This window comes from Acidisoma sp. 7E03 (assembly GCF_054665075.1).
In genome coordinates this window covers 204,104-230,142 of the sequence record NZ_BAAFHE010000006.1, presented here as the reverse complement: position 1 = coordinate 230,142, position 26,039 = coordinate 204,104, and the positions used below count along the sequence as shown (strand labels likewise).

Annotated in this window: 28 protein-coding genes; 10 read left to right on the top strand and 18 right to left on the bottom strand. The window is 65.9% G+C overall.

The window, feature by feature from the left end; genetic code table 11:
• Nucleotides 1-112: 112 nt before the first annotated feature.
• The 4 genes from ACYQ6W_RS11595 to ACYQ6W_RS11580 are packed head-to-tail and all read right to left on the bottom strand — an operon-like array spanning nt 113 to nt 3,786.
• The gene (locus tag ACYQ6W_RS11595) at nt 113-529 is read right to left on the bottom strand and encodes a dihydroneopterin aldolase (protein ID WP_459675456.1); all 417 of its coding nucleotides are present in this window, start codon (nt 527-529) and stop codon (nt 113-115) included.
• On the bottom strand, nt 526-1,296 hold the full coding sequence (locus tag ACYQ6W_RS11590) for an SDR family oxidoreductase (protein WP_459675455.1): 771 nt from the start codon (nt 1,294-1,296) through the stop codon (nt 526-528). The genes ACYQ6W_RS11595 and ACYQ6W_RS11590 overlap by 4 nt, the downstream gene beginning before the upstream one ends.
• On the bottom strand, nt 1,296-3,512 hold the full coding sequence (gene uvrB / locus ACYQ6W_RS11585) for an excinuclease ABC subunit UvrB (RefSeq protein ID WP_459675454.1): 2,217 nt from the start codon (nt 3,510-3,512) through the stop codon (nt 1,296-1,298). The genes ACYQ6W_RS11590 and uvrB overlap by 1 nt, the downstream gene beginning before the upstream one ends.
• A 58-nt stretch (nt 3,513-3,570) precedes the next feature.
• Nucleotides 3,571-3,786: a DUF1127 domain-containing protein gene (locus tag ACYQ6W_RS11580; RefSeq protein WP_459675453.1), complete on the bottom strand. Its 216-nt coding sequence runs from the start codon at nt 3,784-3,786 to the stop codon at nt 3,571-3,573.
• Between the two features lie 97 nt (nt 3,787-3,883).
• Between ACYQ6W_RS11580 and ACYQ6W_RS11575 the strand changes: the two genes are divergently transcribed.
• On the top strand, nt 3,884-4,801 hold the full coding sequence (locus tag ACYQ6W_RS11575) for a LysR substrate-binding domain-containing protein (protein WP_459675452.1): 918 nt from the start codon (nt 3,884-3,886) through the stop codon (nt 4,799-4,801).
• Between the two features lie 62 nt (nt 4,802-4,863).
• Here the strand turns inward: ACYQ6W_RS11575 and ACYQ6W_RS11570 are convergent, their stop codons facing one another.
• A complete protein-coding gene (locus ACYQ6W_RS11570; protein ID WP_459675451.1) occupies nt 4,864-5,331 on the bottom strand; it encodes a helix-turn-helix domain-containing protein in 468 nt (155 codons plus the stop codon).
• A gap of 177 nt (nt 5,332-5,508) precedes the next feature.
• Nucleotides 5,509-6,993 carry an apolipoprotein N-acyltransferase gene (gene lnt / locus ACYQ6W_RS11565; RefSeq protein WP_459675450.1) on the bottom strand — a complete coding sequence of 495 codons (1,485 nt, stop codon included), beginning with the start codon at nt 6,991-6,993 and terminating at the stop codon, nt 5,509-5,511.
• Nucleotides 6,994-7,083: 90 nt separating this feature from the next.
• Between lnt and tsaB the strand changes: the two genes are divergently transcribed.
• From tsaB to ACYQ6W_RS11550, 3 genes are read left to right on the top strand one after another with little or no spacing between them, the layout of a single operon-like run.
• On the top strand, nt 7,084-7,773 hold the full coding sequence (gene tsaB, locus ACYQ6W_RS11560) for a tRNA (adenosine(37)-N6)-threonylcarbamoyltransferase complex dimerization subunit type 1 TsaB (RefSeq protein WP_459675553.1): 690 nt from the start codon (nt 7,084-7,086) through the stop codon (nt 7,771-7,773).
• On the top strand, nt 7,770-8,210 hold the full coding sequence (locus ACYQ6W_RS11555) for a GNAT family N-acetyltransferase (RefSeq protein ID WP_459675449.1): 441 nt from the start codon (nt 7,770-7,772) through the stop codon (nt 8,208-8,210). Before tsaB ends, ACYQ6W_RS11555 begins: the two co-directional genes overlap by 4 nt.
• Before the next feature lie 36 nt (nt 8,211-8,246).
• Nucleotides 8,247-9,236 (top strand): D-2-hydroxyacid dehydrogenase, encoded by a 990-nt coding sequence (locus ACYQ6W_RS11550; protein WP_459675448.1) that lies wholly within the window; start codon nt 8,247-8,249, stop codon nt 9,234-9,236.
• 57 nt (nt 9,237-9,293) lie between these two features.
• Here ACYQ6W_RS11550 and ACYQ6W_RS11545 read toward each other — a convergent pair whose 3' ends face one another.
• From ACYQ6W_RS11545 to ACYQ6W_RS11535, 3 genes are all read right to left on the bottom strand, one after another.
• Complete coding sequence (locus ACYQ6W_RS11545; RefSeq protein WP_459675447.1) at nt 9,294-10,040, bottom strand: SDR family NAD(P)-dependent oxidoreductase; 747 nt, start codon at nt 10,038-10,040, stop codon at nt 9,294-9,296.
• 24 nt (nt 10,041-10,064) lie between these two features.
• Nucleotides 10,065-11,513 carry a pyruvate kinase gene (gene pyk, locus ACYQ6W_RS11540; protein ID WP_459675446.1) on the bottom strand — a complete coding sequence of 483 codons (1,449 nt, stop codon included), beginning with the start codon at nt 11,511-11,513 and terminating at the stop codon, nt 10,065-10,067.
• A 119-nt stretch (nt 11,514-11,632) separates the two neighbouring features.
• A complete protein-coding gene (locus ACYQ6W_RS11535; RefSeq protein WP_459675445.1) occupies nt 11,633-11,974 on the bottom strand; it encodes a DUF167 family protein in 342 nt (113 codons plus the stop codon).
• A gap of 133 nt (nt 11,975-12,107) precedes the next feature.
• Here ACYQ6W_RS11535 and ACYQ6W_RS11530 point away from each other — a divergent pair, with 133 nt between their 5' ends.
• The 4 genes from ACYQ6W_RS11530 to ACYQ6W_RS11515 all read left to right on the top strand — a co-directional run bounded on the left by ACYQ6W_RS11530 (nt 12,108) and on the right by ACYQ6W_RS11515 (nt 16,815).
• Nucleotides 12,108-13,922, top strand: a complete 1,815-nt coding sequence (locus ACYQ6W_RS11530) for a tetratricopeptide repeat-containing sulfotransferase family protein (protein ID WP_459675444.1) — start codon at nt 12,108-12,110, stop codon at nt 13,920-13,922.
• Nucleotides 13,923-14,038: 116 nt separating this feature from the next.
• Nucleotides 14,039-15,658: an electron transfer flavoprotein-ubiquinone oxidoreductase gene (locus tag ACYQ6W_RS11525; protein ID WP_459675443.1), complete on the top strand. Its 1,620-nt coding sequence runs from the start codon at nt 14,039-14,041 to the stop codon at nt 15,656-15,658.
• A 14-nt stretch (nt 15,659-15,672) separates the two neighbouring features.
• Nucleotides 15,673-15,918 (top strand): DUF1244 domain-containing protein, encoded by a 246-nt coding sequence (locus ACYQ6W_RS11520; RefSeq protein WP_459675442.1) that lies wholly within the window; start codon nt 15,673-15,675, stop codon nt 15,916-15,918.
• A gap of 81 nt (nt 15,919-15,999) precedes the next feature.
• Nucleotides 16,000-16,815 (top strand): glycosyltransferase, encoded by an 816-nt coding sequence (locus tag ACYQ6W_RS11515; protein WP_459675441.1) that lies wholly within the window; start codon nt 16,000-16,002, stop codon nt 16,813-16,815.
• 39 nt (nt 16,816-16,854) lie between these two features.
• On the opposite strand, the gene ACYQ6W_RS11510 is transcribed toward ACYQ6W_RS11515, so the two are convergent.
• From ACYQ6W_RS11510 to ACYQ6W_RS11485, 6 genes are read right to left on the bottom strand one after another with little or no spacing between them, the layout of a single operon-like run.
• Nucleotides 16,855-17,712: an SDR family oxidoreductase gene (locus tag ACYQ6W_RS11510; protein WP_459675439.1), complete on the bottom strand. Its 858-nt coding sequence runs from the start codon at nt 17,710-17,712 to the stop codon at nt 16,855-16,857.
• On the bottom strand, nt 17,709-18,155 hold the full coding sequence (locus ACYQ6W_RS11505) for a WxcM-like domain-containing protein (protein WP_459675438.1): 447 nt from the start codon (nt 18,153-18,155) through the stop codon (nt 17,709-17,711). Before ACYQ6W_RS11505 ends, ACYQ6W_RS11510 begins: the two co-directional genes overlap by 4 nt.
• A 20-nt stretch (nt 18,156-18,175) precedes the next feature.
• Entirely contained in the window at nt 18,176-19,294 is a 1,119-nt protein-coding gene (rfbG, locus tag ACYQ6W_RS11500; protein WP_459675552.1) for a CDP-glucose 4,6-dehydratase, read from the bottom strand.
• Between the two features lie 5 nt (nt 19,295-19,299).
• Nucleotides 19,300-20,073, bottom strand: a complete 774-nt coding sequence (gene rfbF, locus ACYQ6W_RS11495; RefSeq protein WP_459675437.1) for a glucose-1-phosphate cytidylyltransferase — start codon at nt 20,071-20,073, stop codon at nt 19,300-19,302.
• Nucleotides 20,074-20,128: 55 nt separating this feature from the next.
• The gene (locus ACYQ6W_RS11490; RefSeq protein ID WP_459675435.1) at nt 20,129-20,803 is read right to left on the bottom strand and encodes a class I SAM-dependent methyltransferase; all 675 of its coding nucleotides are present in this window, start codon (nt 20,801-20,803) and stop codon (nt 20,129-20,131) included.
• Between the two features lie 24 nt (nt 20,804-20,827).
• A complete protein-coding gene (locus tag ACYQ6W_RS11485) occupies nt 20,828-22,141 on the bottom strand; it encodes a tetratricopeptide repeat protein (RefSeq protein ID WP_459675434.1) in 1,314 nt (437 codons plus the stop codon).
• Between the two features lie 272 nt (nt 22,142-22,413).
• On the opposite strand from ACYQ6W_RS11485, the gene ACYQ6W_RS11480 reads away from it, so the two are divergent.
• Nucleotides 22,414-22,686 carry a DUF2312 domain-containing protein gene (locus ACYQ6W_RS11480; RefSeq protein ID WP_459675432.1) on the top strand — a complete coding sequence of 91 codons (273 nt, stop codon included), beginning with the start codon at nt 22,414-22,416 and terminating at the stop codon, nt 22,684-22,686.
• Nucleotides 22,687-22,722: 36 nt separating this feature from the next.
• Here the strand turns inward: ACYQ6W_RS11480 and ACYQ6W_RS11475 are convergent, their stop codons facing one another.
• The gene (locus tag ACYQ6W_RS11475; RefSeq protein WP_459675431.1) at nt 22,723-23,202 is read right to left on the bottom strand and encodes a redoxin family protein; all 480 of its coding nucleotides are present in this window, start codon (nt 23,200-23,202) and stop codon (nt 22,723-22,725) included.
• A gap of 113 nt (nt 23,203-23,315) precedes the next feature.
• Between ACYQ6W_RS11475 and ACYQ6W_RS11470 the strand changes: the two genes are divergently transcribed.
• Nucleotides 23,316-23,954, top strand: coding sequence for a YqgE/AlgH family protein (locus ACYQ6W_RS11470; protein WP_459675429.1), 639 nt, complete (start codon nt 23,316-23,318; stop codon nt 23,952-23,954).
• An 86-nt stretch (nt 23,955-24,040) separates the two neighbouring features.
• On the opposite strand, the gene ACYQ6W_RS11465 is transcribed toward ACYQ6W_RS11470, so the two are convergent.
• A complete protein-coding gene (locus ACYQ6W_RS11465; protein WP_459675428.1) occupies nt 24,041-24,601 on the bottom strand; it encodes a MarR family winged helix-turn-helix transcriptional regulator in 561 nt (186 codons plus the stop codon).
• A gap of 110 nt (nt 24,602-24,711) precedes the next feature.
• Entirely contained in the window at nt 24,712-26,034 is a 1,323-nt protein-coding gene (gene hisD / locus ACYQ6W_RS11460) for a histidinol dehydrogenase (protein WP_459675426.1), read from the bottom strand.
• Between the last annotated feature and the right edge of the window lie 5 nt (nt 26,035-26,039).

Genomic DNA, 26,039 nt, shown 5'->3' with positions numbered 1-26,039 from the left:
GTGGACGAATCCGGGGAACTAACCAGGTAAGTAATTGAAATTAAAAAAGAAAAAAGGAAATTTCCCAGTTTCTGCTGTAAGAATCTGACATCGGATTGTAACCTTCCCACCCTCAGCCCGGTGGTGGAAAAACTTTGTCGCGGAAGCGCTCGATCTCGACGCCAGCGCCTGCCGCATCCTTGAAAACGGCCAGTTTCTCCACCGTCACCCGGGCAGAAATCACCCGCCGGTCCTGCAGGGTAAGGCGCGCGATCTCCTCCGCCATGGTCTCCACCAGCTCGACATGAGCGCGGCCCACGAAGGCCCGGATGCGGCGGGCGAGACCGTCGTAATCGACCACGCGGGCGACATCGTCCGGCCCCACGCCGCCCGGATGGTCGAGACCATCATCCCGCATCTCGAAGGAGATGTTGATGCGGACCGGCTGGCGCGTGCCGGTCTTCTCTTCTGGATACACGCCGATGCTCGCCTGCAGCAGCAGATCGCGGATGAAGACGCGGCGCAGCGGCTCGCCCTGCCCCCCGCTCATTCCCGGATGTCCGCATTGGTCGCACCCCATTGCAGATGCTGGCCACCGTCGAGCGCCAGCATCTGCCCGGTGAGCGAGGGCAAGGACAGGATGGCGCGCACGGCGCGCCCGATCTCTTCGGGCGAGGTGCCTCGGCCCAGCGGAACCGAGGCGCATTGCCGGTCGAAGTCGGCTTGGCTCTGGCGCGGGCTCGGCATCGCAGGGCCCGGCCCGATGCCCATCACCCGGATGCGCGGCGCCAGCGCCAGCGCCAGCGTCTGCGTCAGCGTCCAGAGGCCCGTCTTGGAGATGGTGTAAGAAACGAAATGCGGGGTGAGCGACCAGACGCGCTCGTCGATCATGTTGACGATCACGCCGGAGCCGTCCGCCGCCATGGCGCGCGCGAAAGCCTGAGACAGCACGAAGGGCGCCCGCAAGTTGGGCTCGATGTGCCGGTCCCAGCTTTCGCGGGTGGCGTCATTCCATTCGTCGCGCTCGAAGGTCGAGGCATTGTTGACCAGGACACCGAGCGGCCCCAGCGCCTCGGTCGCGCGGGGGACGAGGGTTTCGACCTCCGCCTCGCGCGCGAGGTCTGCGCCGAGCGCGATGGCCCGGCCGCCCTCGGCGCGGATGGCGGCGGCCAGCGCCTCGGCCTCCTCGACGCTGCTATTGTAGTGGATGGCGACCGCGAAGCCTTCCGCGACCAGCGCCTCCACGATGGCGCGGCCGAGCCGCTTCGCGCCGCCGGTGACGAGCGCCGCCCGCCCGATGGTCCTGTCGATCGTCATCACGTTCTGCGTCCCCGCCCCGGGGCGCCGGATTTGGCCCCGCGGCGGCTGTTACCACGACGCTTCTCAGGATCGTAGCCACCGCCCCCGGGGCCCAGGGGTTCGGGCATGTAGTCCTTCTTCGGACGGATGCCGGAACTGGGCGGCGGGGCGAGGCCGAGATCGAGCGCTTCCAGGCGCTTGAGTTCGTCGCGCAGGCGCGCCGCCTCTTCGAATTCGAGATCCGCGGCCGCCGCGCGCATCCGCCGCTCGATTTCCGCAATCGAGGATTTGAGGTCGCGGCCGACGAATTCCGCGACCTCGGCGTCCTTAACCGGCGCGACCGTCACGTAATCCTGCTCGAAGACGCTCTCCAGCACCTCGCCAATCTGCTTGCGCACCGAGGTCGGGGTGATGCCATGCGCCTCGTTCCAGGCCTGCTGCTTGGCGCGCCGCCGTTCGGTCTCGCCAATGGCGGCTTCCAGACTGCGCGTCATATGGTCGGCGTAGCAGATGACGCGTCCATCGACATTGCGCGCGGCGCGACCGATGGTCTGGATCAGGCTGGTCTGGCTGCGCAGGAACCCTTCCTTGTCGGCATCGAGAATCGCAACCAGCATGCATTCCGGAATATCGAGGCCCTCGCGCAGCAGGTTAATGCCGACCAGTACGTCGAAGACGCCGAGACGCAGATTACGGATGATCTCGATCCGCTCCAGCGTGTCGATATCGGAATGCAGGTAGCGCACCCGCACGCCCTGCTCGGTGAGATATTCGGTCAGATCCTCCGCCATCCGCTTCGTCAGCGTCGTGACGAGAACGCGCCCGCCCCGATCTCGCACCGTGCGCACCTCGGCGAGCAGATCATCCACCTGATTGGCGACGGGCCGCACCTCCACCACGGGGTCGATCAGCCCCGTCGGCCGGATCACCTGCTCGGCAAAGGTGCCCGCCGTCCGCTCCATTTCCCACGGCCCGGGCGTTGCCGAGACAAAGATGGATTGCGGACGAAAACGCTCCCATTCCTCGAAGGTAAGAGGCCGGTTGTCGGCGCAACTCGGCAGGCGGAAGCCGAACTCCGCGAGGATGCTCTTGCGGGCCGCGTCGCCGCGGGACATGCCACCGATCTGCGGCACCGTCACATGGCTTTCGTCAACGATGAGCAGGGCGTTTTCCGGCAAGTATTCGAAGAAGGTCGGCGGCGGCTCCCCTGGCGCGCGGCCCGTGAGGTAGCGCGAATAGTTTTCAATCCCTTTGCAGGAGCCCGTCGTCTCCATCATCTCGATGTCGAAGGTGGTACGCTGGCTCAGACGCTCGACCTCGAGCAGCTTTCCTTCCGCCTCGAGCTCCGCCAGACGCTCCTTCAGCTCCTGCTTGATGCGGATGATCGCCTGGGTCAGTGTGGGGCGCGGCGTCACATAATGGCTGTTGGCGTAGACCGTGACCTGCTCCAGCGCGCCGGTGACCTGGCCCGTGAGCGGATCGAACTCGGCAATGCTCTCGATCTCGTCGCCGAACAGGGAAACGCGCCAGGCGCGATCCTCGTAATGGCTCGGATAGATGTCCACCACCTCGCCGCGCAGACGGAAGGTGCCGCGTGCGAAGGCTGCGTCGTTCCGGCGGTACTGCAGCTCTACGAGCGCCTTGGCCAGACGGTCGCGGTCGATCTGCCCGCCGACCTCGAGCTTGACCACCATCTTGGCGTAGGTTTCGACGGACCCGATACCGTAGATGCAGGAGACGGAGGCGACGACGATGACGTCGTTGCGTTCGAGGATCGCCTGCGTCGCCGAGTGGCGCATGCGGTCGATCTGCTCGTTGATCTGCGCGTCTTTCTCGATATAGGTGTCGCTGCGCGGAACGTAGGCTTCCGGCTGATAATAGTCGTAGTAGCTGACGAAATATTCGACCGCGTTTTCCGGAAAGAAGCTCTTCATCTCGGCATAGAGCTGTGCCGCGAGCGTCTTGTTCGGCGCGAGGATCAGCGTCGGCCGCTGCAAGCTTTCGATGACCTTGGCCATGGTGAAGGTCTTGCCCGAGCCGGTGACGCCGAGCAGCACCTGGTCGCGCTCCCCCGCCTCGGCCCCGGCCACGAGGTCGCGGATCGCTGCCGGCTGATCGCCGTTCGGCTCGAACTCCGAGACGACCTTGAGTGGTTTGAGGGCGGGCCGCGGCGGCTGCTTCTCGGGCATGAAGAGCATCGGCGGCATCGGGGAGCGGACGGCGGCCTGGGACATAGCGTGAACATAGTCCCAAGCACCGGCTTTATCGAGAGGGGCTTGCCCGCAAGGGTGGTCAGCGCAGGCGCGTGTCCTCCTCGATTTCGAACAGGAGCTGGGCGCGCGACACGCCGAGGTCGGACAGCATGTGCGCATCCATGCGATCGAGTTCGCGGCGGAGCGCCGCCCGACGGGCGGAGGCCGTGTAGACGCGCAGAAGAAGCTGCCACACGGACAGGGGCGTGCGGCGGACCTTGGCGGAGACGAGCCGTGTGTCGAGGGCGAGGGACATGGCGATCTTCCTTCTGGAACTGCTGTGAGTGGGAAGATGGCGCCCTCATCTGCATTAGAAAAACGAATTGTTCTTATTCCAAGAATCAATTACCTTGATGCTCATGATCCGTCCCGCAAGCCTCGATCCCGATCTCCTCCGTAGCTTCGTGCTCATCGCCGAGGAGCGTAGCTTCACCCGTGCCGCCCAGGTGGTGGGGCGCACGCAATCCGCCGTCTCCATGCAGATGCAGCGGCTGGAAGGCACGCTCGGCCAGCAGCTGTTTCATCGTGGACGCGGCGGCAGCGTGGAACTGACCCGGCACGGGCAATTCCTGTTGGAGCGGGCGCGCGAGATGCTGGCGCTGAACGACGACATATGGCGGACCTTCCACGAGCCGTCGGTCAGCGGCTCCGTGCGCCTCGGCACGCCGGACGATTACGCACTGCGCTTCCTCCCGCGCGTGCTCATGCGCTTCTCCGAGGTCCATCCGAGCGTCGAGGTCGAGGTGGTTTGTGCGCCATCCAATGAACTCGTGCCCCGGGTGCAGGCTGGAGCTCTCGACCTCGCCCTGGTTTCGGAGGGGGAGTCGGCCCGTGCGATGGAAGGGGAGCCGCTATGGCGCGGCCCCTTGGTCTGGGTGGGATCGACCCGGCACGTGACGCACCGGCTCGACCCCCTGCCCCTCGCCCTTTCCGACCCGAGCTGCTGCTGGCGCGCCGCCGCAGAGGACGCGCTGCAGACGGTCGGACGGCGCTATCGCGTCGCCTATAGCTCGGCAGCGCAGATCGGAACGCTAGCGCCCGTGCTGGCGGGGCTCGCCATTACGATCTCACCGGCTACGGCTTTGCCCGAAGGGCTGGTCATGCTCGGTCCCGAGGAAGGCCTGCCGCCGCTGCCCGATTTCCAGGTTATGATGATCCGGGCGCGGGAAGCGCGACAGCCGGTCACCGACGCGCTGGCCACTTTCATCTCCGAGGTCTTTCTTCGGGAGGCGGGACGCCCGGGGCTGATGGTGCCGGAACTGGCCGCCTGACACTTGGAAACCATCGGTTACCCGAACCGGTTCGATTTAACGCAATCGTCACTTTGCGTAATTTAGCGAACCGACGCTGCCAGCGACTTCACGAGGTCGAGTATCCGGCGGCGGACTTCGGGGTCCGTCACGTGGTGAAAGTGGCGCAGCAACTCGGCGGTATCGGCCGGTAGCTTTTCGGCCTCGCCCAGCCGCGCCTGAGATTCCGCGAAGGTCCGGACGCCGTTGCCGTTGGTAGCGGCAACCCGGGGCAGAAAGCCCGCTTCGATGGCATCGAAATCGGGCAGACCCTCAAAAAAATAGTCGGCCGTAACGTCGAAGACCCGGCATAAATCATAGAGACGGGACGCCCCGACGCGGTTCACGCCACGTTCATATTTTTGGATCTGCTGAAAGGTGAGATTCAGCGCATCGCCCAGCTTTTCCTGAGACATACCGAGCGCGGTGCGCCGTTGCCGGATCCGTGCACCGACGTGCACGTCAACGGGACTGGGGACTGATTCACCAAGGTCGGATGCGCGTTTGCCCATGCGTCTTTCGAAAGATGGCCCCGAAATGGGACCGGCACCGCTGCGCCGCCTGCCCCCACTGGACCCATGCCGTCCGGGTAGCGGAGCAAGTCACTCGAAACGATACGGCTTAACCATTTACTAACTTTTCCTGTTTATCATAATCATTCTCAAACACCAGCGATGTTTACCAAATCTTTACCTTGACCCGCGCGCCCTCCCCAGAACGAGGCCCAGCAGAAGCGTGAGAACCGCCAGAACTGCCGGCGCCCAGAGGCCGAGACGAGAAAAAAGGGTCGGCGGCAATGGGCCCGGCAGGGGAGCGACGACCACACCCTGACGGTCCATGCCCACCCGACCGATCTCGCGCCCCGAGGCATCGAACAGCGCCGAAATGCCGGTATTGGCCGCGCGGGCCAGCGGCAGCCCCTCTTCCACCGCGCGCAGCCGACCGGCCGCCAGATGCTGGCGCGGCCCCGCGCTGTTGCCGAACCAGGCATCGTTGGTGACGAGGGCAATCCAGTCGGGCCGATCGCTCTCCTTGATGATCTGGCCAGAGAACACGGATTCGTAGCAGATGATCGGGCCGAGCGGCGGCAGGCCCGGGACATGCAGCGTCTTTGGCCCGGTGCCCGGCGTAAAGCCCTGGCCCGGCAGGATCTGCAGCGGCATCCAGGCCGGCTCGTACTCCCCGAAGGGCACGAGATGCCACTTGTCGTAGATGCCGAGCAGGGGCCCTGCCCCGCGCACCACGCCCATGCTGTTATAGATGGCCCCCTGCGGCCCGAAGCGCAGCATGCCGGTGACCACGGTGACGTCGGCTCCCACCGTCTCGGCAATGGCAGCGCGCGCCGCCGCATCGGTCTCAAGAAGGAACGGCGATGCGGTCTCGGGCCAGAGAAGCACGATCGGCAGACCCGGATGCGCGGACCGCGCTTCGGCCACCGCCTGCGCGCTGAGGGCGAGATACCGGCGGAAGAGCGCGACCGCGGCGGCACGCGTCGACACGAATTCGGCGGTGCCGTCCCCCTGGATGACGCCGACGACCGCGGCCAGCGGCGCCGGATGCGAGCGGCCAAGCCGCACCGCGCCGAGGCCGACCCAGACGAGCATCAGTCCGAGCGACGCGGCCAGACCGCGACGGCCGAGGGACGGAAGGGCGGCGACGAAGACGATGGCGAGGGTGAGACCAAGCACGCCCACCCAGGCCGCCGGTTGGATGAGAATGGTGCCGAGCCGCCCCGGCAGCGCCACGTCCGTGCCCCAGAAATTCCAAGGGAACCCGGTGAGCACGAATTGCTGGGCGAGATCGGCCAGGGTCCAGCCACCAGCCAAGACCAGGATACGTGGCAGGCCTTGGGGTGCGACCCGGGCGAGTGCCGTGGGCACCGCGATGAAGAGGCCGACGACGAGCGCGAGGCCAGGCACGGCGAAGGGCACCAGCCACCAGAACTGCGCCGCCTCAATCAGGATCGGCTCGGTGATCCAGTAGAGGCCGAGGCAATTCAGCGCGAAGCCGAAGGCGAGGCCGACCCAGGCCGCCTGCTTCCAACTCTCCGCTTTGCCGATCAGCCAGAGGAGGCCCGGCAGTGCGACCCACAACGTGGGCAGAAGATAGAAGGGCGGCAGCGCGAGCCCCGCGGTCAGGCCGAAGAAGAGTGCTGGAATCAGAAGCTTGCGCATGGCATGGCGGCTACATCTGCCGCTCATGCTTGGCAAGCGTACGTCTGTGGCAGTCTGTAATCGGCATCGACTCCGTCAAGGTCACCTCCCCTGTCCTTCTTTCCCCTTCTGGCCCTCGACGCCTCTTCCCCTCTCTGCTCCGCCGTGCTGATGGCGGAGGACGAATGCTGTCTGGCCGCCGCCGAACGCAGCGGCCAGACAGGGGAAGCGGCGTTACTGCCCGAAATGGTCGCCGGTCTGCTCGCCGAAGCAGGCCTTAGCGCTTCGGCTCTCGGCGCCGTTGCCGTGAATGTCGGACCCGGCAGTTTCACGGGGCTCCGTGCGAGCATCGCCTTCGCTGCCGGTCTGGCGGGCGGCACCGGGAGTCCGCTCATCGCCGTGACGACAGCCGAAGCTCTGGCCTTTGCCGAGCCCGAGCCGCCGGCACCGCTGTGGTGCGCCCTCGATGCGCGGCAGGGCCGCCTCTTTCTGCATCAGGGGGGTGCGCCGGCGGATTGGACGGTGGTGCTACTCGCCGAGCCGCCGGAGGCACCGCTGGGCCTGCGTCTGACGGGGGATGGGGCCACTGCTTTGGCGGCAGCGCTGGGCCTCTCCACCAAAGTGGTGATCGGCCCCGCCCTGCCGCATGCCGCGGGCGTCGCACGGGCCGCAGCCCGTCGCGCGGCCGGTCGTCTCCCACCCCTCGCCGCGCAGCCGCTCTACATCGACCCGCCGCGTGCCCTGCTGCCGCGCGGCGGCTTGCGACCGCCCCCGGTCAGCGGCACGCCGGTTCCATCATGAGCATCACCCGGGTCGGACCGGCCTATGCCCCCGCGCTCGCCGCGATCCACGCCCTTGCCTTCCCTCAGGAACCCTGGGGCGCCGCGACCTTTCAGCAGCAGCTTGAAATGCATGGCGTCGTCGGCCTGCTGGACAGCCGGGGCGGCATGATCCTGCTGCGGTTGACGCTGGACGAAGCCGAAATCCTCACCCTCGGCACCGCCCCTGCCGCGCGTCGTCGCGGCATCGCCGCTGGCCTGCTGGCAGAGGCGCTGCGCCAGGCCGCCGCCCGCGGCGTACGCCAGGTCTTCCTCGAAGTCGAGGTCGGCAACGCCGCCGCCCGCGGGCTCTATGCCGCAGCCGGCTTCACCGAAGTCGGGCGACGACGCGGCTACTACGCCAATGGCGCCGATGCGCTGGTCCTGCGTGCGACCCTGCCGGAACCGCCGGGCGGCTGACTTGCCATCGCCCTGGCGGCACGCCAGTCTCCGGCCATGCGCATCCACATCCAGAACCACCCGAAACAGCCCGACGTCTTCAACGTGTCTCCCACGCAGTGGGCCGATGCCGTCGCCCGCGCCGGGCAGGAAAACGCCGGCCATGTCGTGACTTTCGGCGCGATGGACGCCGATTTCGAGGCCGTCGCGCGGGAGGTCGAGGCTCTCATCGCCGGACCGGCCGCTATCAAGCGGCTGATCGCCAAGCTGCAGCCGTCCGAGGCCCCGGCCCTGCGGCTGATCTTCTCCGTCGCCGCGGGGGTGGACACCCTGCCCGCGGCGCAGATGCCGCCCGTGCCCTATATCAACAACCGCGGCGCTCATGCCGAGAAGGCCGGCGAGTTCGTGGCCATGGCCCTTCTCATGCTGTCCAACGGCATGCCGGGCTGCATCGCGGATCAGCAGCAGAAGGTCTGGCGCCAGGTCTTCACGCGGGGCCTGCGCGGCCGGCACCTCACCGTGCTCGGCCTCGGCTCCATGGGCCAGGCCGCCGCGGAACAAGCGAAGCATTTCGGCATGCGGGTGACGGGCCTGCGCACCCGCCCTGAACCGCATCCGGCCTGTGACCAGGTGCTCGCGACCGACGCGCTGGACGCCGTGCTGCCGGAGACGGAGTTCCTTCTCGTGGCGACGCCGCTGACGCCCGCGACCCACCGCATCCTCGACCGCCGCCGCATCGCCCTGCTGCCCAAGGGCGCGGCCGTCATCAATATCGGCCGCGGCCCGCTGGTCGATCAGGAGGCGCTGTGTGACGCCCTCGATGCGGGCCATCTCTCGGGCGCGGTGCTGGACGTCTTCGACCCCGAGCCGGTGCCCGCGGAGGATCGCGTCTGGACGACGAAGAACATGATCATGACGCCGCATGTCTCGGTGGACGACGCGGTGAGCTACGTGCCGCGCTCGCTCGACATCTTCTTCGCCAATCTCGCCGCCTTGACGCGGGGCGAGCCCCTGCTGACGCCGGTCGACTTCTCGAAAGGCTATTGACGGTAGGGGGCGCTCAGCGCCGCTGAGTTCACCCTACACCGCCATCTTCGGCCCCGGTTACCGGCCGCCGGAGACGGTGATGACCGATCCGGTGACGTAGGAGGCAGCCGGCGAGATCAGCCACAGCACAGCCTGGGCAATCTCCTCCGCCTCACCGATGCGTCCCATCGGAATGCCGCCGCCCCTAAGGGCCGCTTCCTGCATCCAAGGCGTCGCCATGTCGGTGGCCGTCATGCCGGGCGCCACCGCATTGACCCGGATGCCTTCCTTGGCGACTTCGGTGGCCAGCCCCTTGGTGAAGGTCTCGATCGCCCCCTTGGTCGCGGCATAGGGCACCTGGCCCGCGAGGCCGCCCAGCCGGGCGGCGACCGAGGAGATGTTGACGATCACCCCACCCTTCCCACCATGGGTGGTGGAGAGGCGGCGCACCGCCTCCTGCGCACAATAGAACGAGCCGAAGACGTTGATCGCGAACAGCCCTTCGAGCGCCGACTGGGTCTGGTCCTCGATCCGGGCGTGCTGGCCGGTGGTGCCGGCATTGTTGACGAGCCCGCCGATCGGCCCGAGCGCCGCCTCGGCCGCCTCGAACACATGCTTCACCTTGGTCGGGTAGGAGATGTCTCCGCGGAAGGCTGCGGCACGACCGCCACCGGCGACGATCTCGGCGACGAGAGCCTCGGCCGCATCCGCCTGCTGCGCGTAGTTGACGGCAACGCCATAGCCCGCCTGGCCCAGCAGGCGGCAGATGGCGGCCCCGATGCCCCGGCTCCCGCCGGTCACCACGATCGTTGGCAGCTGGGTCATGCGGAATCCTTCAGAGCAGACGACTCAGACTTTCGCGACATGCACCATGTTGGTGCCGCCGGACTGGCGGAAAGGCACGCCGGCGGTGACGACGATGTTTTCGCCCGGCTGCGCCATGTTTTCCTTGCGCGCCTCGTCGCGCGCCTCGTCCGTTGCATCGGGGAAGGAATCGACGTCCTTGGCGACCACCGCATGCACGCCCCAGACCACGGCGAGGCGGCGGGCCGTCTCGGCGCGGGGGGTGAGGCCGAGGATCGGGCAGTCCGGCCGCTCGCGCGCGACCCGCAGCGCCGTCCGGCCGCTGTCGGTGAAGGCCGCGATGGCCGGCGCCTGGATGGTGTGGGCCACCTGCCGCGCGGCCGCGGCAATCGCGTCCGCAGCCGAATCCTCCGGCTCGGGGCGGGAAGCATCGGTGATCTGCCGCCAGCCGCCGTCCTGCTCCACGCGGGCGACGATGCGGTCCATCATGTTCACGGCCTCGATCGGATACTGGCCGGCAGCGCTTTCCGCCGACAGCATCACGGCGTCCGCGCCGTCGAAGACGGCGGTCGCGACGTCGGAGGCTTCGGCGCGGGTCGGCGCCGGCGCCGTGATCATGCTCTCCAGCATCTGCGTCGCGACGACGACGGGCTTGCCCATCTGGCGCGCGGTGCGCACGATGCGCTTCTGGGCCAGCGGCACTTCCTCGGGCGGGAGTTCGACGCCGAGATCACCGCGCGCCACCATCACCGCATCCGCCAGGCGGATGATCTCGTCGAGATTGTCGAGCGCCTGCGGCTTTTCCATCTTGACCATGATCCAGGCGCGGCCGGCCGCAATGTCCCGCGCCTCGATCACATCTTCCGGCCGCTGCACGAAGGAGAGGCCGATGTAGTCGACGCCCGCGTTCAGCGCGAAGTCGAGATCGAGCCGGTCCTTCTCGGTCAGCGCCGGGATCGGCAGTACCACGTCCGGCACGTTCACGCCCTTCCGGTCCGACAGAGGGCCGCCGAAGATGACTTCGGTTTCCAGATGGTCGTCCCGCTTATGGGTCACGCGCAGGCGCAGCTTGCCGTCGTCCAGCAGCAGATGGCTGTTGATCGCGGCCGCCGCGATGATTTCGGGATGCGGCAGGTTCACACGCCGCGCATCTCCCGGCGTCGGGTTGAGATCGAGCCGAAAGGCCTGGCCCGTCTGCAGATGCACCTTGCCGCCGGCGAAGCGGCCGACACGCAGCTTCGGGCCCTGCACGTCCGCCAGGATGCCGATCGGCCGGTCGAAGCGCTTTTCGACTTCGCGGATAGAGGCGATGCGCGCTGCATGGTCATCATGACTGCCATGACTAAAATTCAGGCGAAACACGTCGGCGCCGGTCTGGAACAGGCGGGTGATGACCTCGGTGGTGGAACTGGCCGGCCCCAACGTCGCGATGATCTTCGTGCGGCGGCGGCGGCGCAGCCGCTGTGAAGCGATCGGCGTTCGAGAGAGCGACATTCCAGGCGTCCCAGCTTGTGAGAGAGAGAAAGAGGGGCTCAGCCCCCGAGACAGCCTGACCCGCAAGCGAGGCTGCGGGGCAGCAGGCGCCGACATGAGCCATGAGAGCGGGGGGTGAATCAACCCCCTCCGCGATCAAGCCACGCGCCCAGCCGCGCGGTGAGGACCGCCGGCTCCCCGGCAAGAAACAGGATCTTCATGCGGGACGTAGTACCGGAGCGAAGTTGAACCTCGGCCTTGCGCAGGCCGAGCGCACGGGCGAGGAGGGCAATGAGGGCGGCGTTCGCCGCCCCCTCCACCGGCGGCGCGGCCAGACGGATCTGGAGCAGCGGCCGCCCCGCAGCATCCCGAACCAGCCCGTCCAACCCTTCCTTGCGCGCCCGGGGCGTGAGCCGCACGGCAAGCTGCACACCCCCTACGACGGGCGCCCAAGGCCGCTCTTCGATTTGCCCCGCCTGCACGCCGCCTCCGCCTCACCTGCCGATGTCAGGCCCAGGTTAAACCGCCGGACGCTAGGCTAGAAAGCGCGGGCTCGACACGATCCGCCAACCAATTTATTTCTTTTTCGTATCATTATGGAAGGAAGACCGGCCGATGAGCGGTCTCTGCACCTGCGGCAGCGGTCTGCGGCCTTCGCGGTGCTGTGCCCGTCCGCCGGGCGATCGCACCAGCCCGACGGCGCTTCGGCGGCTCTTGCCTCTGGTGGCGGAGGCGCAGGCCGCCCAGGCCCGTGGCGACGGCGCCGTCGCCGAAGCCCTGCTGTCGGACATCCTGGACCTCGCCCCGGATTCCGTGCCTGCTCTCGCCCTGCTCGCCGAGATGCGGCAGCGGGAGGGGAATGCCTCAGCGGCGGAAGCGCTGCTGCGCCGGATCGTCCGGCTGGACGCGAACAATCTTCCGGCGCATCTGGCGCTGGCCATGGCCTTCTTCACCCAGGGACGGCTCGCGGAGGCAGAGGGGCAGGCGCGCAACGCCATCCGCGTCGCGCCGCTCAGCGCCCAGGCGCACAATCTCATGGCGATGATCCTCACCGAGGCCGGCAAGCCGCAGACCGGCGAATATCACTATCGCCGCGTGCTCGACCTCGCCGCGGGTCGCGACCCGATCGTGCTCGCCAATCTCGCCTGGAACCTGAAGGGCCAGGGCCGCATGGAAGAGGCGCGGCAGCTCTATCTGGAATCCCTCGGTCTCGCGCCCACCGTGCGCCAGACGCTGCTGGGTTTCGCCCGACTGGAAGAGGCCGACCGGCGGTTCGACTCTGCCCGCGCCGTGCTGGACGTGGCCGAGATCGCCTATCCCGCCGATCCGCAATTGGCCCTCACCCGCGCGACCCTGCTCGGCCGCACCGGTGAGAGCGAAGCCGCCGTGGCCCTCATCGATCGGATGGCCGCAGACCGCGCGGACGGGCTTGGCCCGGGGGAGTTACTGGAAAAGGGCCGGCTTCTCGACCGGCTGGGCCGTTACGACGATGCCTGGGCGGCCTTTGCCGAAGGCAAGGCGCGGGCGCGGGCGCTCTCCGGCCATGCCTATGCCGAAGCGGTGGCGGCGCGGGAGCTCGACCGCCTGCGGACCTTCTTCGTCGCCTCCCGTCTCGCGCTGCTGCCGCGCGCGGCGTTACGGGCGGAGGAGCCTCAGCCGGTCTTCATCCTGGGCTTTCCGCGCTCGGGCACAACGCTGCTGGAGCAGAGCCTGTCCGCCCATCCCGAGATTGCGGCGGGAGACGAACTACCGCTCATCCAGGAACTCGCCCTGGTCCTGCCCCGGCTGCTCGGCAGCCCGATCGGCTACCCCGAGGCTCTGTCCGAACTCTGGATGGGGGACCAGCGCAGCGGGCTCGATCTGCTGCGCGACCTCTACCTACGCCGCGTGCGGCAGATGGGCGTGCTGGCGGACGGAAGTCCCCGCCTCTTCACCGACAAGATGCCCTTGAACGAAACCCATCTTGGCCTGATCGGCCTCGTCTTCCCCGGCGCCCCCCTGCTGCACCTCGTCCGGCATCCGCTGGACGTGATGGTCTCGGCCTTCTCCAACCATTTCACCCATGGCTTTCACTGCGCGAGCGCCCTGGAAACGGCGGCGCTGCATTATGTGCGGATCATGGATCTCGTCTCCCATTACCGGGCAGAGATGCCCGATCTCGCCTATCGGAGGGTGCGCTACGAAGAGCTGGTCGCCGACCAGGGTACGGTGATCCGCACCCTGCTGGAGGCGCTCGGCCTCGCGTTCGACCCCGCCTGCCTCGCGCCCCATGAAAACCGCCGCTACGCGCGGACGGCGAGCTATGCCCAGGTAACGGAACCGCTCTACGACCGCTCCATCGGCCGCTGGCGGCACTACCGGGGGCAGCTTGCCCCGGTGCTGCCCATCCTCGCCCCCGTTATGGCGACACTCGGCTACGCGGCCGACTGAGGGCAGGCACAGCGTCCGGCCCGAGCCCGCTTGCGCCGGACGGCAAGCCATGGGCATCACTAGCCCGATCGTTTTATCCTGGGCCCGACAGGGTCCGAGCCGGGCTGGGAGAGACTATGCAGCGCGAATCCATGGAGTTCGACACGCTCATCGTGGGCGCGGGCCCGGCGGGTCTCGCCGCCGCCATCCGCCTTAAGCAGTTGGAGCCGGAAGCGAGCGTCTGCGTCGTCGAAAAGGGCAGCGAAGTGGGCGCGCACATCCTCTCCGGTGCGGTCATCGAGCCGCGGGCGCTCGAAGAACTGCTGCCCGACTGGCGGGAGCGGGAGGCGCCGCTGACCACGGAGGCGCGGGAGGACCGGTTCTACTTCCTCACGGAAGAGAGCGCCTTCCGGCTGCCGACGCCGCCCCAGATGCATAACAAGGGCAATTACATCGTCTCACTGGGCGACGTGGTGCGCTGGCTCGGCGCCCAGGCCGAAGCCTTAGGGGTGGAGATCTACCCGGGCTTCGCCGCGGCCGAGCTGATCGAGGAGAACGGCCAGATCGCCGGCATCGTGACCGGAGACATGGGGATCGATCGCACCGGAAAGCCGGGCGCCAATTTCCAGCCCGGGATGGAGCTGCGTGCCCCTTACACGCTTTTCGCCGAAGGCTGCCGCGGCTCGCTCTCGAAGCAGCTCATGGCGCGCTTCCGCCTGCGCGACGGCGTGGACCCGCAGACCTACGGTCTCGGCATCAAGGAACTGTGGGAGATTCCGGCCGCGAACCACAAGAAAGGGTTGATCGAGCATACCTTCGGCTGGCCGATGGACAACGAAACCTATGGCGGCTCCTGGCTCTATCACCTGGGCGACAATCTCGTCTCCTACGGCTTCGTCATCGGACTGGACTACAAGAACACCTGGATCTCACCCTTCGACGAGATGCAGCGGCTGAAAACGCATCCCCATGTCGCGAAGCATTTCCAGGGCGGGCGGCGCATTGCCTATGGTGCCCGCGCGCTGAGCGAAGGCGGGCTGCAATCCATCCCCCGCCTCACCTTCCCGGGCGGCGCCCTGGTGGGCGACGCCGCCGGCTTCCTCAACGTGCCCAAGATCAAGGGCACCCACGCCGCCATGAAATCCGGCATGATGGCGGCGGAAGCGGTGGCCGAAGCGCGCGCCGTGACCGCGGCCGAGCCTACGGCCTTCACCGAGAAGCTGCGGGCAAGCTGGCTGCATGCGGAGCTTTCCGCCGTGCGCAACATCCGCCCGGCCTTCGCCAAGTTCGGCAATTTCGGCGGCTTCCTCTATTCCGCCGTAGATACCGTGTTGTTCCGCGGGCGCGCGCCTTGGACCCTTCACCATGATCACGCCGACAACGAGGTGCTGGAGTCGGCGCGCGAGGACCGACGCATCCCCTATCCGAAGCCGGACGGCGTCCTGACCTTCGACCGTCTCTCCTCGGTCTTCCTCAGCAGCACCAATCACGAGGAAGATCAGCCGCCGCATCTGCGGCTGCGGGATGCCGGCACCTGGCTCACCGAGAACTGGGAGAAATACCGCAGCCCTGAAAGCCGTTACTGCCCCGCCGGCGTCTATGAGGCGATCGGCATCGAGGAGGGAAGGCCGCGGCTGCAAATCAACGCGCAGAACTGCGTGCATTGCAAGACCTGCGACATCAAGGACCCGGCGCAGAACATCGACTGGACCGTGCCCGAAGGCGCCGGCGGCCCGAACTATCCCGGCGGCATGTGAAGGAGACACGAGCGATGGACGACAATACCCGCATCGCGCTGGAGGCCGCGGCGTTCCGCAGCCTGGTTGCGCATCTGCAGGAACGGACCGATGTGCAGAACCTCGATCTGATGAACCTTGCGGGTTTCTGCCGCAACTGCCTCGCCCGCTGGTATCGCGAGGCGGCCGAGGCGAAAGGCCTCGATCTGTCGGACGCCGCCGCGCGCGAGCATGTCTACGGCATGCCCTATGAAGAATGGAAGGCGAAGTATCAGAAGTAGGGTGGCAGCTCAAAGTGCCGTTGCAAGACACTATGAGAGACGCATAATGTGAAACCGCAATGAGGTAGCGGTGGGACCAAGATGCAGCGGCTCTCGAAATGGTATTTCACGATTAGCCTCGACGGCAGCCATTCCCTGCGCGACCAGATCCGAGCCGCGGTTCTCTCTGCCCGCAAGAACACCGATCTTGAACCGGTCTGCATCTGCCAAGGTCTGGTGCCGGAGATGCGCGACTTTCTTGTCAGCCAGGGAGTCGAGATTCACGAAATGCACGTGCCTTTCGTGAATCGTATGGACCAAGCCCTTGCTGGGCTTGAGGGCTTTTCGCCCGCCATGGCGAACGGAACATATCTGAAACTGTATCTCCCCCTCTTCGAGACACGCGACCCGCTCATCCTCTATACGGACGTCGACGTCGTCTTTCAGAAGCATCCCTCGCTTCCGCCGTGGGAAATCCGCTACCTCGGCGCCTGTCCAGAAGCGCAGATCGACAACTACAATTATTTCAACTGTGGCGTCATGGTCTACAACGTCGCGAACATGCGGCGTTTGTTACCGGACATCATGGAATTTATTGAGATGCGGTTACGGAACCGCATCTTCTGCGCTTATGAGCAAGGAGACCTTAACGGTTTCCTTTGGATGCGATGGACGCACCTCGGCATCGGCATGAACTGGAAGCCCTACTGGGGCGTCAATGACGATGCTGAGATCATTCATTTTCACGGACCCAAGATCGCCGATTACCGCAACTACCGCCGTGGCTTTCCAGAAGCGGTGGACCACAACCTGGTCCATTTCATTCGAAACGACCCGACACTGTACGAGCATTATCTGAGCAAGTTTGCCGAGTTCTTTCCGGAGACCGCTTCCAGTCTGGAAGCAACCGCCGATTGATGCGGACCGCTCGTCCGGCTTCGCCCGTGCGGATAATTCTCAAAGCGACGCCTTCAAACCGAGCACGCAATCCTGGAGCGTCTCCCGCCACGGCCGCATGACGTCGAGCCCAATCTGTTGCAGCCGTGCGTTGACCGCCGCTTCGTTGGGAGAGACCGCGGCGCGGCGGGTGAATGAGGCTGCCTCCACACGGGTCGGACTTCCAGCGGCCGCAAGAATGGCCGCGACGTACTCCAGCCGTGATCCGGGCGGACCGTTGCCCACGCAATTAAACACCCCACAGCCGCGCTCTAGCGCCAAAAGATGTAGGACCTGCGTCACCACATCCGCGGGACTCGTCGGTGACCCGATCTGCGTCGGGTCAGATCCGATCACCGCCTTCCCTTCCGCTTCACGCAGCCGCGCCCAGACGAAGTTCTTACGCTGCCCGGGCGCACCGCCGAAGACCCAGCCGAGACGCAGGATGGCCGCGCCCGGGTGAGCCTTCAGAACCGCCTCCTCGCCGAGCGCCTTACTGCGATGATGCGCCGTCGTCGGCCGCAGCGGATCACTCTCCTCATACGGCACGCTCTTATACGTGCCGTAGCAGCCCGTACTGGAAAAATGGACGAAGCCTGCGCCGCTGTCTGTTGCAGCCTTCGCAAGGGCGGCCGCCAAGGTGACGTTCACGGCAATCGCCCGGGCGTCGTCGCTCTCGGCGCCTTCGACATCGGTATCGGCGGCACAGTTGATGATCAGCGACGGCTGCCGCGTTACGACCTCGCGCACCACGGTCTCCGGCGCGTCCGCATCGAGATCGCTCCGCCCGAGACCGATCGCTTCCGGGATGCGAGCCATGAAGGCAGAACCGAGGATGCCTCGGGCTCCAGTGATGAGGATCGGGCCTTCTACGGTCATCGCGCTGGCTCCGCCCAGGGGAACTCCGGAAACCGGTGGGCAAAGGTTGCAAGCGCCGCCCGCTCGGCTTCCGCTGGATCATGGCTATGGCTGGCGAGATTCATCAGCAGGTTGGTGCCAGCGCCCATGCCTGCAAAGGCCATCCAGAGGCCCGGAGCCACCGTCAGCCTGCCATAGGGCGCGATCATGCTATCGGCCGAGAGAAGAACCTCATCTGTTGCTTCATCATTGCAGAGCAGGAATCGCACGGTACCCTGGACCACGACGAGATTCATCGTCATCAGGCGATGGCGTTTCCAGCCTTTGATATGCCCCGGCAGCACTTCCGAAAAATAGACTTCGCCGAAACCAGCAAAATCCGACTCCTCCCGCCGCAGACCGTGACGCACCTCACCATCCGGCGTCGGAATACGACGCAGTTCCGTCACCTGCACGCCGGGCATGAGGGGCGGCCGCTCCTCCCTCATCGTGATGGCCCATGGGTCCAAACCTGCCTGAGACGGCGGGCCTCCGCCTCATAGGCGGCGATCTGCGTTAGGCTCAACCTCTGCGCATCGGCGCCGTCCTGTAGCACGGCGCGGTACCACTGCCCCGTCATGCCCACGACCTGCTCATAGCCGAGCGTCGGGCTCCAGCGCAGATCGAGCAGCGCCTTGTCGCAGTTCAGCTTGAGCAGACCCGCCTCGCGGAAGGGTTTGCGCTCGACGATCTCATAGGCAGAGTCCTCCGGCAAACCCATCTCCCGCGCGAGATCGCCGAGAAGCTGGATCACCGTTCGGCTCTGCTCGGCCCGCGGGCCGAAATTGAAGGCCTCGCCATGCAGGGCCGGCGACTCCACAAGGGCCTGTCCCAGTGCAAGATAGCCGCTCAGGGGCTCTAGAACGTGCTGCCAGGGTCGCGTCGCCTCCGGGCTGCGCAAGCGCACCCGCTCTCCCTTCTGCCAGGCGCGCACGCAATCAACCACGATCCGGTCCTGCGCCCAGTCACCACCGCCGATCACGTTGCCTGCCCGTGCAATGCCCAGACGCACCGCGCCCTCGCCGTTCGGAAAGAAGGAATGACGGTAGCTTTTGATCGCAAGTTCCGCCGCGCCCTTGGAGCCGCTGTAGATGTCCTTGCCGCCGAGCGCATCGTTTTCACGGTAGCCCCAGGCCCATTCGACGTTGTCGTAGGCCTTGTCGCTGGTGATGATGACGGCCGCACAGGGCCAGTCGACCTCCCGCAGCGCTTCGAGGATCACCGCCGTGCCCATGACATTGGTCGAAAGCGTCTCCAGCGGTTCGGCGTAGGACCGCGAGACGATCGGCTGGGCCGCGAGATGGAAGAGGAACCGGGGCCTTGCCCGATGCAGGGCGGCGCGGAACGCCGCCAGATCGCGGATATCGTTCTCGGTATGATCAACGATCGCCGCGATACGCGCGAGATCGAAGAGCGCCGGCTCCGTGGGTGGCGGCAGGGCATAGCCGGAGACATGCGCGCCCAAGCGATTGAGCCAGAGACTGAGCCATCCTCCTTTAAAGCCGGTATGGCCGGTTACCAGCACGCGCTGGCCCAGATATGATCCGCCAAAGGCCTCGGGCATCGCGGTCACGCCCAGATCTTCCATGGCGCCTTGCCGTCGGACCACATCTCCTCCAGCGCGATCTTGTCCCGCAGGGAATCCATCGGACGCCAGAATCCCTCGTGCCGATAGAGCGACAACTGGCCCTGCGCGCTGAGCGCTTCCAGAGGCCCATGCTCAAACATCGTGTCGTCACCGTCTATGTAGTCGCCGATGTTTTTCGGCAAGACGAAGAAGCCTGCATTGATCCACCCGCCCTCACCTTTGGGCTTTTCGTGGAAGGAGGTGACCGCGTTGCCGGAGAGACTCAACTGCCCGAAGCGTCCGGGCGGCTGCGCGCCCGTCACCGTGGCGAGCCGTCTCTCGGCGCGATGCAGCGCAATCACCGCCGGAATATCAAGATCCGTCACACCATCGCCATAGGTCATCAGGAACTCGCGGTCATCGCCGATATAGGGAAGGATGCGTTTGATGCGTCCACCCGTCATGGTGTTGAGACCGGTGTCGACGACAGTGACCCGCCATGGATCACGGCTCTCGGATTCATAGCGCACGGTGCCGCCGCGCACGTCCACCGTCACATTGCTGGAATGAAGAATGTAATTGACGAAATATTCCTTGATCATATCGCCCTTGTAGCCGGCACAGACGATGAATTCGTTGAAGCCGTAATGCGAGTAGATCTTCATGATGTGCCAGATGATCGGCTTGCCGCCGATCTCGACTAGCGGCTTGGGGCGCGCCTGCGTCTCTTCAGACAGCCGGGTTCCAAAACCACCGGCAAGCAGGACGACTTTCATGGCGGGCCTCGTGTTTCCTATGTCGATGACCGGGAAGTTTTGGTAGAGCGAAGGCTCAGGCCGGCTTGCTCCATCGGGCCTTGTAGGGAATGGCTTCGAATTGCGTGTGCGGCGTCGTCTCCCGGAAACAATCGACCGCATCGCGAACGCTCGGCCACACCACCCCCGCGGCGTCGTAATCGTCGGCGATCATGATTCCACCCGGCGCCAGCAGCGGCCACCACAGCCGCAGGTCGTTCGTGACCGATTCGAAATCATGCCCGGCATCGACATGAATGATGTCCGGGCGCAATCCCTTGCGGCCGATGACATGGGCGGCATTGGTGCTGTCGAGCGGCAGAGGCAGAACCTGATTCTGCACGCCAGCCCGCACGACGTTGGTCAGAAAGGTATAGAAGAGGGAGGGATAGCCGTTCTGGTGCAGCAGGCTCGGAAAATACTCGGCCTGCTCGTAATGCTCCCAAGAGCCGAGAAACGTGTCGACGGAAATGACGACGGCGGGCAATTCCAGCTGCTTCAGCTTCTCCGCCATGAAGATGCTGGAACCGCCCTTCCAGACGCCGATCTCGACGATGATCCGGGGCCGCAGCCGTGCGATCGAGTCCGACAGAAACAAGTGATGGCTGTTCCACCCCTGCATGTCCGCAGCGTAGCGATGCGCGTTGAAGCCCGCGTAAGGATCATGATCGCCAAAGATGCTGCGGCGGACCTCTTCCCATGTCGATGCCATCGTCGCGACCATGTCCTTTGTCTATCAGAGCGGCGTCTGCAAACCCGGCCGCGTCGCCCTCGCCGCCCAGCCATCAATGACTGAGCCGATATCGAGCGCGACGCCGCCATGCTGCTTGATCTTGGCGGCGTAGAACTTGCCGAGGACACCCCCTGCGACCAGGAACAGCCGCCCATCATGCGGCTGCTCCAGCTGGGCCATGATGTGGGTAAAGACCTCGGGGAAATGACTGCCGGCGACGATCTCATCCCCCAGCGCCGCAACCGAACCGCGTTCCCCTGGAATGCGGTAGAAGGTGACGTCCTCTATGCCGAGCCTGGAACGGATGATCTCGGCGACTTCCGGCAGGCAGGAGATAATGCTGACGCGGCCTGCGGCGCGGATGATTTGCCGCATGAAACCGGCCTGGGCCAAGTCGACGTGAACGAGTTGGGAGCAGGAACGCAACTGCGTCTTCGGCTCGTCGAATTGCGCGAACGCCCGGTGAATGTTGATGAGGGTTGGGATGCCGCGTAGGCTCGCGATGCGATATTCATGGTCGATCCACCCCTCATAGGGCAGGCCGACGAAATCGGCGTCGAGCGCGGTCCGCGGCAGTTGACGCACCAGGCTGCGAAAGGCCCGGCCGTTCCAATCAAACTGCGGACCGAACCACATGGCCGTCAGTTCCGCGCGGTTGCGGCTGTGCAGAGCGGCGAAGCGCCCCTCGTCCTCTGGCCCAAGATTGATGCAGGAGCCCTCGCCGTCGCCAAGGCGAATGAGCGCGAAGGGCCGCCGTGCCTCGACGGCGGCAAGTGCCGCCTCCCCAACCTCTCCTGCAGCGGCATGTCTGTAGCGTTCTTGGTTGCGATGCATCAGGGCCAGAGCGCGGGCCTTCGGCCACTCCCGGAGGAAGAGGCCGAAGGCCCGCATCTCCGCGAGCGGTGCGAGATCCTCCTCCTTCGCGAGCAGGAGGCCACGGTGGTAGAGGTGATCCGCCTCCTCTTCCTCACCCGTTGCGTAGGTCATGTGAATCAGGAAGAGTAGAACGCGCATGTTGCGCGGATCAACCGCGTGGGCTTGGCGCAACAATTGTGCTGCTAGCGCATGCTCTCCCGCCAGACGATGCAGAAACGCTGCCTCGAAATACGGCGCGATCCACTCCGGCAAAGCGCGCATGAGCCGGTCAAAGACGACCAACGCCAGACGCTGCTGCCCACGGTCCCGCAAGAAGATGCCAAGGTCGATCCAATGAGGGTCGGGCGGTTCGCGCAGATGCGCAGCCAAGGCTGCTTCCAGCCCCGGCTGATCGCCGGCATCGAGACGCGATGCGATTCCCTCGTAGCTCAGCGGAACCATCCTGCGAGATCTGCTCCCTCGATTCGGCGCGCCCCGTCCGAGCCCGGTCGGTGTTTGTTAACGATCAATCGTTAACTAACTCCAAACGCCATCTTCGTTAAATGATAAAAACGTTCCAATTAAATAACAACTGAAGAGAAGCGCACTCGGTGGTGGACCGCCCCTCGCCGACCGGCCCGAAACGTGATCCCAGAGCGCAATTGACCCACGCCCCTCCGGCGGGTTACCTCGCCCGCCCCGACCCGCGTTTCGTTTTCGAAGGAGCTTCGCCCATGGCGTTCGATTCAGCCGATACCCCCGACGCCGCCTCCCAGGGCAATATTGCGGCCGACCGCCTGCGCAGCATCATCGAGCGCATCGAGCGGCTGGAAGAGGAGCGCAAGGCGCTCGCGAGCGATATCAAGGACATCTACGCGGAAGCGAAGTCGGCGGGCTTCGACGTGAAGGTGCTCCGCCAGCTCATCCGCATCCGCAAGCAGGAGCCGGCCGAGGTCGAGGAGCAGGAGACCCTGCTCGACGTCTACCGCCGGGCTCTCGGCATGTGAGCCGTCGGGCCGCGCCAAGCGCGGCCCTCTTCGCCTTCAGAGGGCGGCGAGCACCGTCTCGGCCTTGCTCGCTTCGAAGGCACCGCCTTCTTCGACACCGAGGAAGGTGACGACGCCGTTCTCCGCCACGAGGGCGTAGCGCTGCGAGCGGACGCCCATGCCGCGGGCCGTGAGATCGAGCTCCAAACCCATGGCACGGGCGAAGTCCGCCGAGCCATCGGCCAGCATCAACACCTTGCCGTCGGTTCCCTGGTCGCGCCCCCAGGCGCCCATCACGAAGGCGTCGTTCACCGCGATGCAGGCGATGGTCTCGACGCCCTTGTCGAAGAAGGCCTGCGCCTGCTCGACGAAGCCCGGCAGATGACGGGCGCTGCACGTCGGCGTGAAGGCACCGGGCACGGCGAAGAGGACGACCTTGCGGCCCTTGAAGATGTCGCCGGTGCTGATCGGCTTGGGGCCGTCCGGCGTCGCCTGCATGACCGTGACGTCGGGGATCGTGTCACCAATCTTGATCATCGCTTTCTCTGCCTCTTGGGTGGGTGTTCCGCTTACGCGCTGCCGCCGGGCCTGTCACCGCCCGCCTGCGCGCCATCCTTGCACGTCGGCGTGAAAATGCCAGATACTCAGGAATGAGCAGACCATCCCCCTCAACCTCGTCCACGACCGGGCCGAGCACGGCCCGCCCCGCTGGCTCCGACCTTGCGCGCCGGGACGCGGACCGGCTGACCGGGCAGGTCCTCGTCGCGATGCCAAGCCTGACCGATCCCAACTTCGCCCAGACCGTCATCCTCGTCTGCGCCCATGGCGAAGACGGGGCGATGGGGATCATCCTCAATCGGGCCTTGCGGACGCCGAGCTTCGAGGCCCTGCTGCGCCAGCTGGAGATCGCGCCCTCGCCCCCGCTGCGTCAGATCCGCCTATGCGCCGGCGGCCCCGTCGAAAACGCCCGGGGCTTCGTTCTGCACACCACGGACTGGATGGCCGAAGCGACACTCGACGTCGACGGCACCTTCGCGCTGACGACGAGCCTGGACGTCCTCAAGGCCATTGCCGAGGGTCAGGGGCCACGGGCTGGTCTCCTGGCCCTCGGCTATGCCGGTTGGGGCCCGGGGCAGCTCGAGGCGGAGCTTGCCGAAAACGCCTGGCTCTCTGTGCCACCGGACGAAGCCTTGGTCTTCGATGGAGAGGACGGCACGCGTTGGCGCCGGGCGATGCAGAAAATGCATATCGACCCGCTTGCCCTATCTCCGCTCGCTGGTCACGCCTAAGCTGAGGCGTCTCGACGTCGGCTATGAAAAAACCCGCGCGCCCTTTCGGGCTGCGCGGGTTTTGTGTGAGCCTCCGAAGCGCGGGGTTATGCCGCTTTCTTCTTGCGGGTGGCCTTCGGCGCCGCATCCGTCAGGCCCGCAGCCGCCTTGGAGAGGGCGGTGAGAAGCTGAACCAGCGAGTCCACCTGCTTCGGCGAGAACTCGGCGAGCAGCTGCTCCTCACGCTGAGCGGCAGCCTGGGCGATTCGGTCATGCAGGCGGCGACCCTTCGCGGTCAGCGCGGTCGCGCGGGACCGGCCGCTGGTGTCCCGTGACAGGACCAGGCCCTGCTCTTCCATGCGCGCGAGGCTGCGGCTCACCGCCGCCTTGTCCAGGCCGGCGTTCTTGCAGAGCACCGGCGAGGTGATCCAGGGATCGGCGGCAAGCGCCACCAGGATGTGCCATTCGGACAGACCGATGCCGTAATGCTTACGGTAGAAGCGCGACGCTCCACCCTCGAGCTTGTTGGCGACCGCCCGGACCAGGCCGGGCACATACCGTTCCGCGACGATCACCGTGCCGGCTGCGGCGCGGGCCGTGCCGGCCGCCTCCGACGTGCGAGCCGTGTCGCTGCTCTTCTTCGTTCTTTGCACCTGACGATCCAGCACGAGCACTTTTCCTTTCTTCTTGCGCTGATGATCTCCCAAACGTCCTTGTTGGAGAGATGCAGACTGACTGTCGATAGTCCGGAGTCACAACCGGGGTTCCGCGGCCGCCCTCACCCCAGGAGACGGTGGCGAGGCGCTGAGACCGCCCGGGCATGACCAGAAAATCCTTCATACTCGGCCAACGCCTTCACGTGGCGTGCCAAGTCATCATACCCTGATTTCGTTACATAACCAATAGAAGATCGTTTCATGTAGTCGTAAACCGAGAGAGGCGAGGCAGTCCGCGCGGCGCCGCCCGTCGGCAAAACCGCATTGGGCCCGAGAATATAGTTGCCCAAGCTTACAGGCGTATGACGACCCAACAGAACTTCACCGGCATTGGTGATGCGTCCGAGGACAGACATGGGCTCCTCGACGAGAATCTCCAGATGCTCCGGCGCATAGGCATTCACGAAATCGACCGCCTGGTCGAAATCCCGGGTGAGGATGACGCCACCTCGCGGTCCAGTCAGCACCGTGCGGGAAAACCCGGCGCGTCCCTCGTCCATTTCGGCCCAATGGCCGGGGAGAGCGGCAATCGCCTCCCGGGCGAGTTGTTCGCTCGGCGTCACCAACCAGGCCGATGAGTCCGGCCCATGCTCGGATTCGATGATAAGGTCGAGCGCCGCGAGCGCACCGGAGACGCTGTCGTCTGCAAGGATGATGGATTCGCTCGGGCCGGCGGGCACGCCGGGATCGATCTTCGTCGCCAGCAACCTTTTTGCGGCGACAACCCAGGGACTGCCGGGACCGACGATCTTGAGGCAGCGGGGCACCGTCTCGGTGCCGAAGGCGACAGCGGCGACACCCTGTGCACCGCCGCATTTGTAAATCTCCTTGATGCCGGCAAGCTTCGCCGCCACCAATGTGCCCGCATCTACGGCGCCGTCGGGACCCGGCGGGGTGATGATGATCGGCCGCTTGACCCCGGCCACCACCGCCGGCACAGCCGTCATGATGGTCACGCTGGGAAAGGCGCCTTTGCCGCGCGGCACGTAGCACGCCACGCTCTCGATCGGCAGGAAGCGGTCCCCGGCCCAGGCGCCGGGATGAACCTCCTTCAGCCACATCTCCTCAGGCCGCTGCGCCTCGTGGAAGCGCCGCACGGCGTCGATCGCCACTTCAATGGCACGCACAACCGGCTCGGGCACTTTGCCGAAGGCGGCTTCGAACTCGGCGTCCGTCGCGCGGAGAGAGGCAATCGGCTGGGACACCTTGTCGAAGGCTTCGGCAAAACGGCGCAGGGCAGCATCACCCTCCACCCGCACCGCCTCGATGATTCCTGCCGCGCCTTCGAGGAACTGGGATAGATCCGCCTCGGTCCGCGCCAGAAGATCGGGAGGAATGGTCTCCGCATGGGAGATGTCGTGAAAACTGATCGGTATCTGTGTCAACGTAC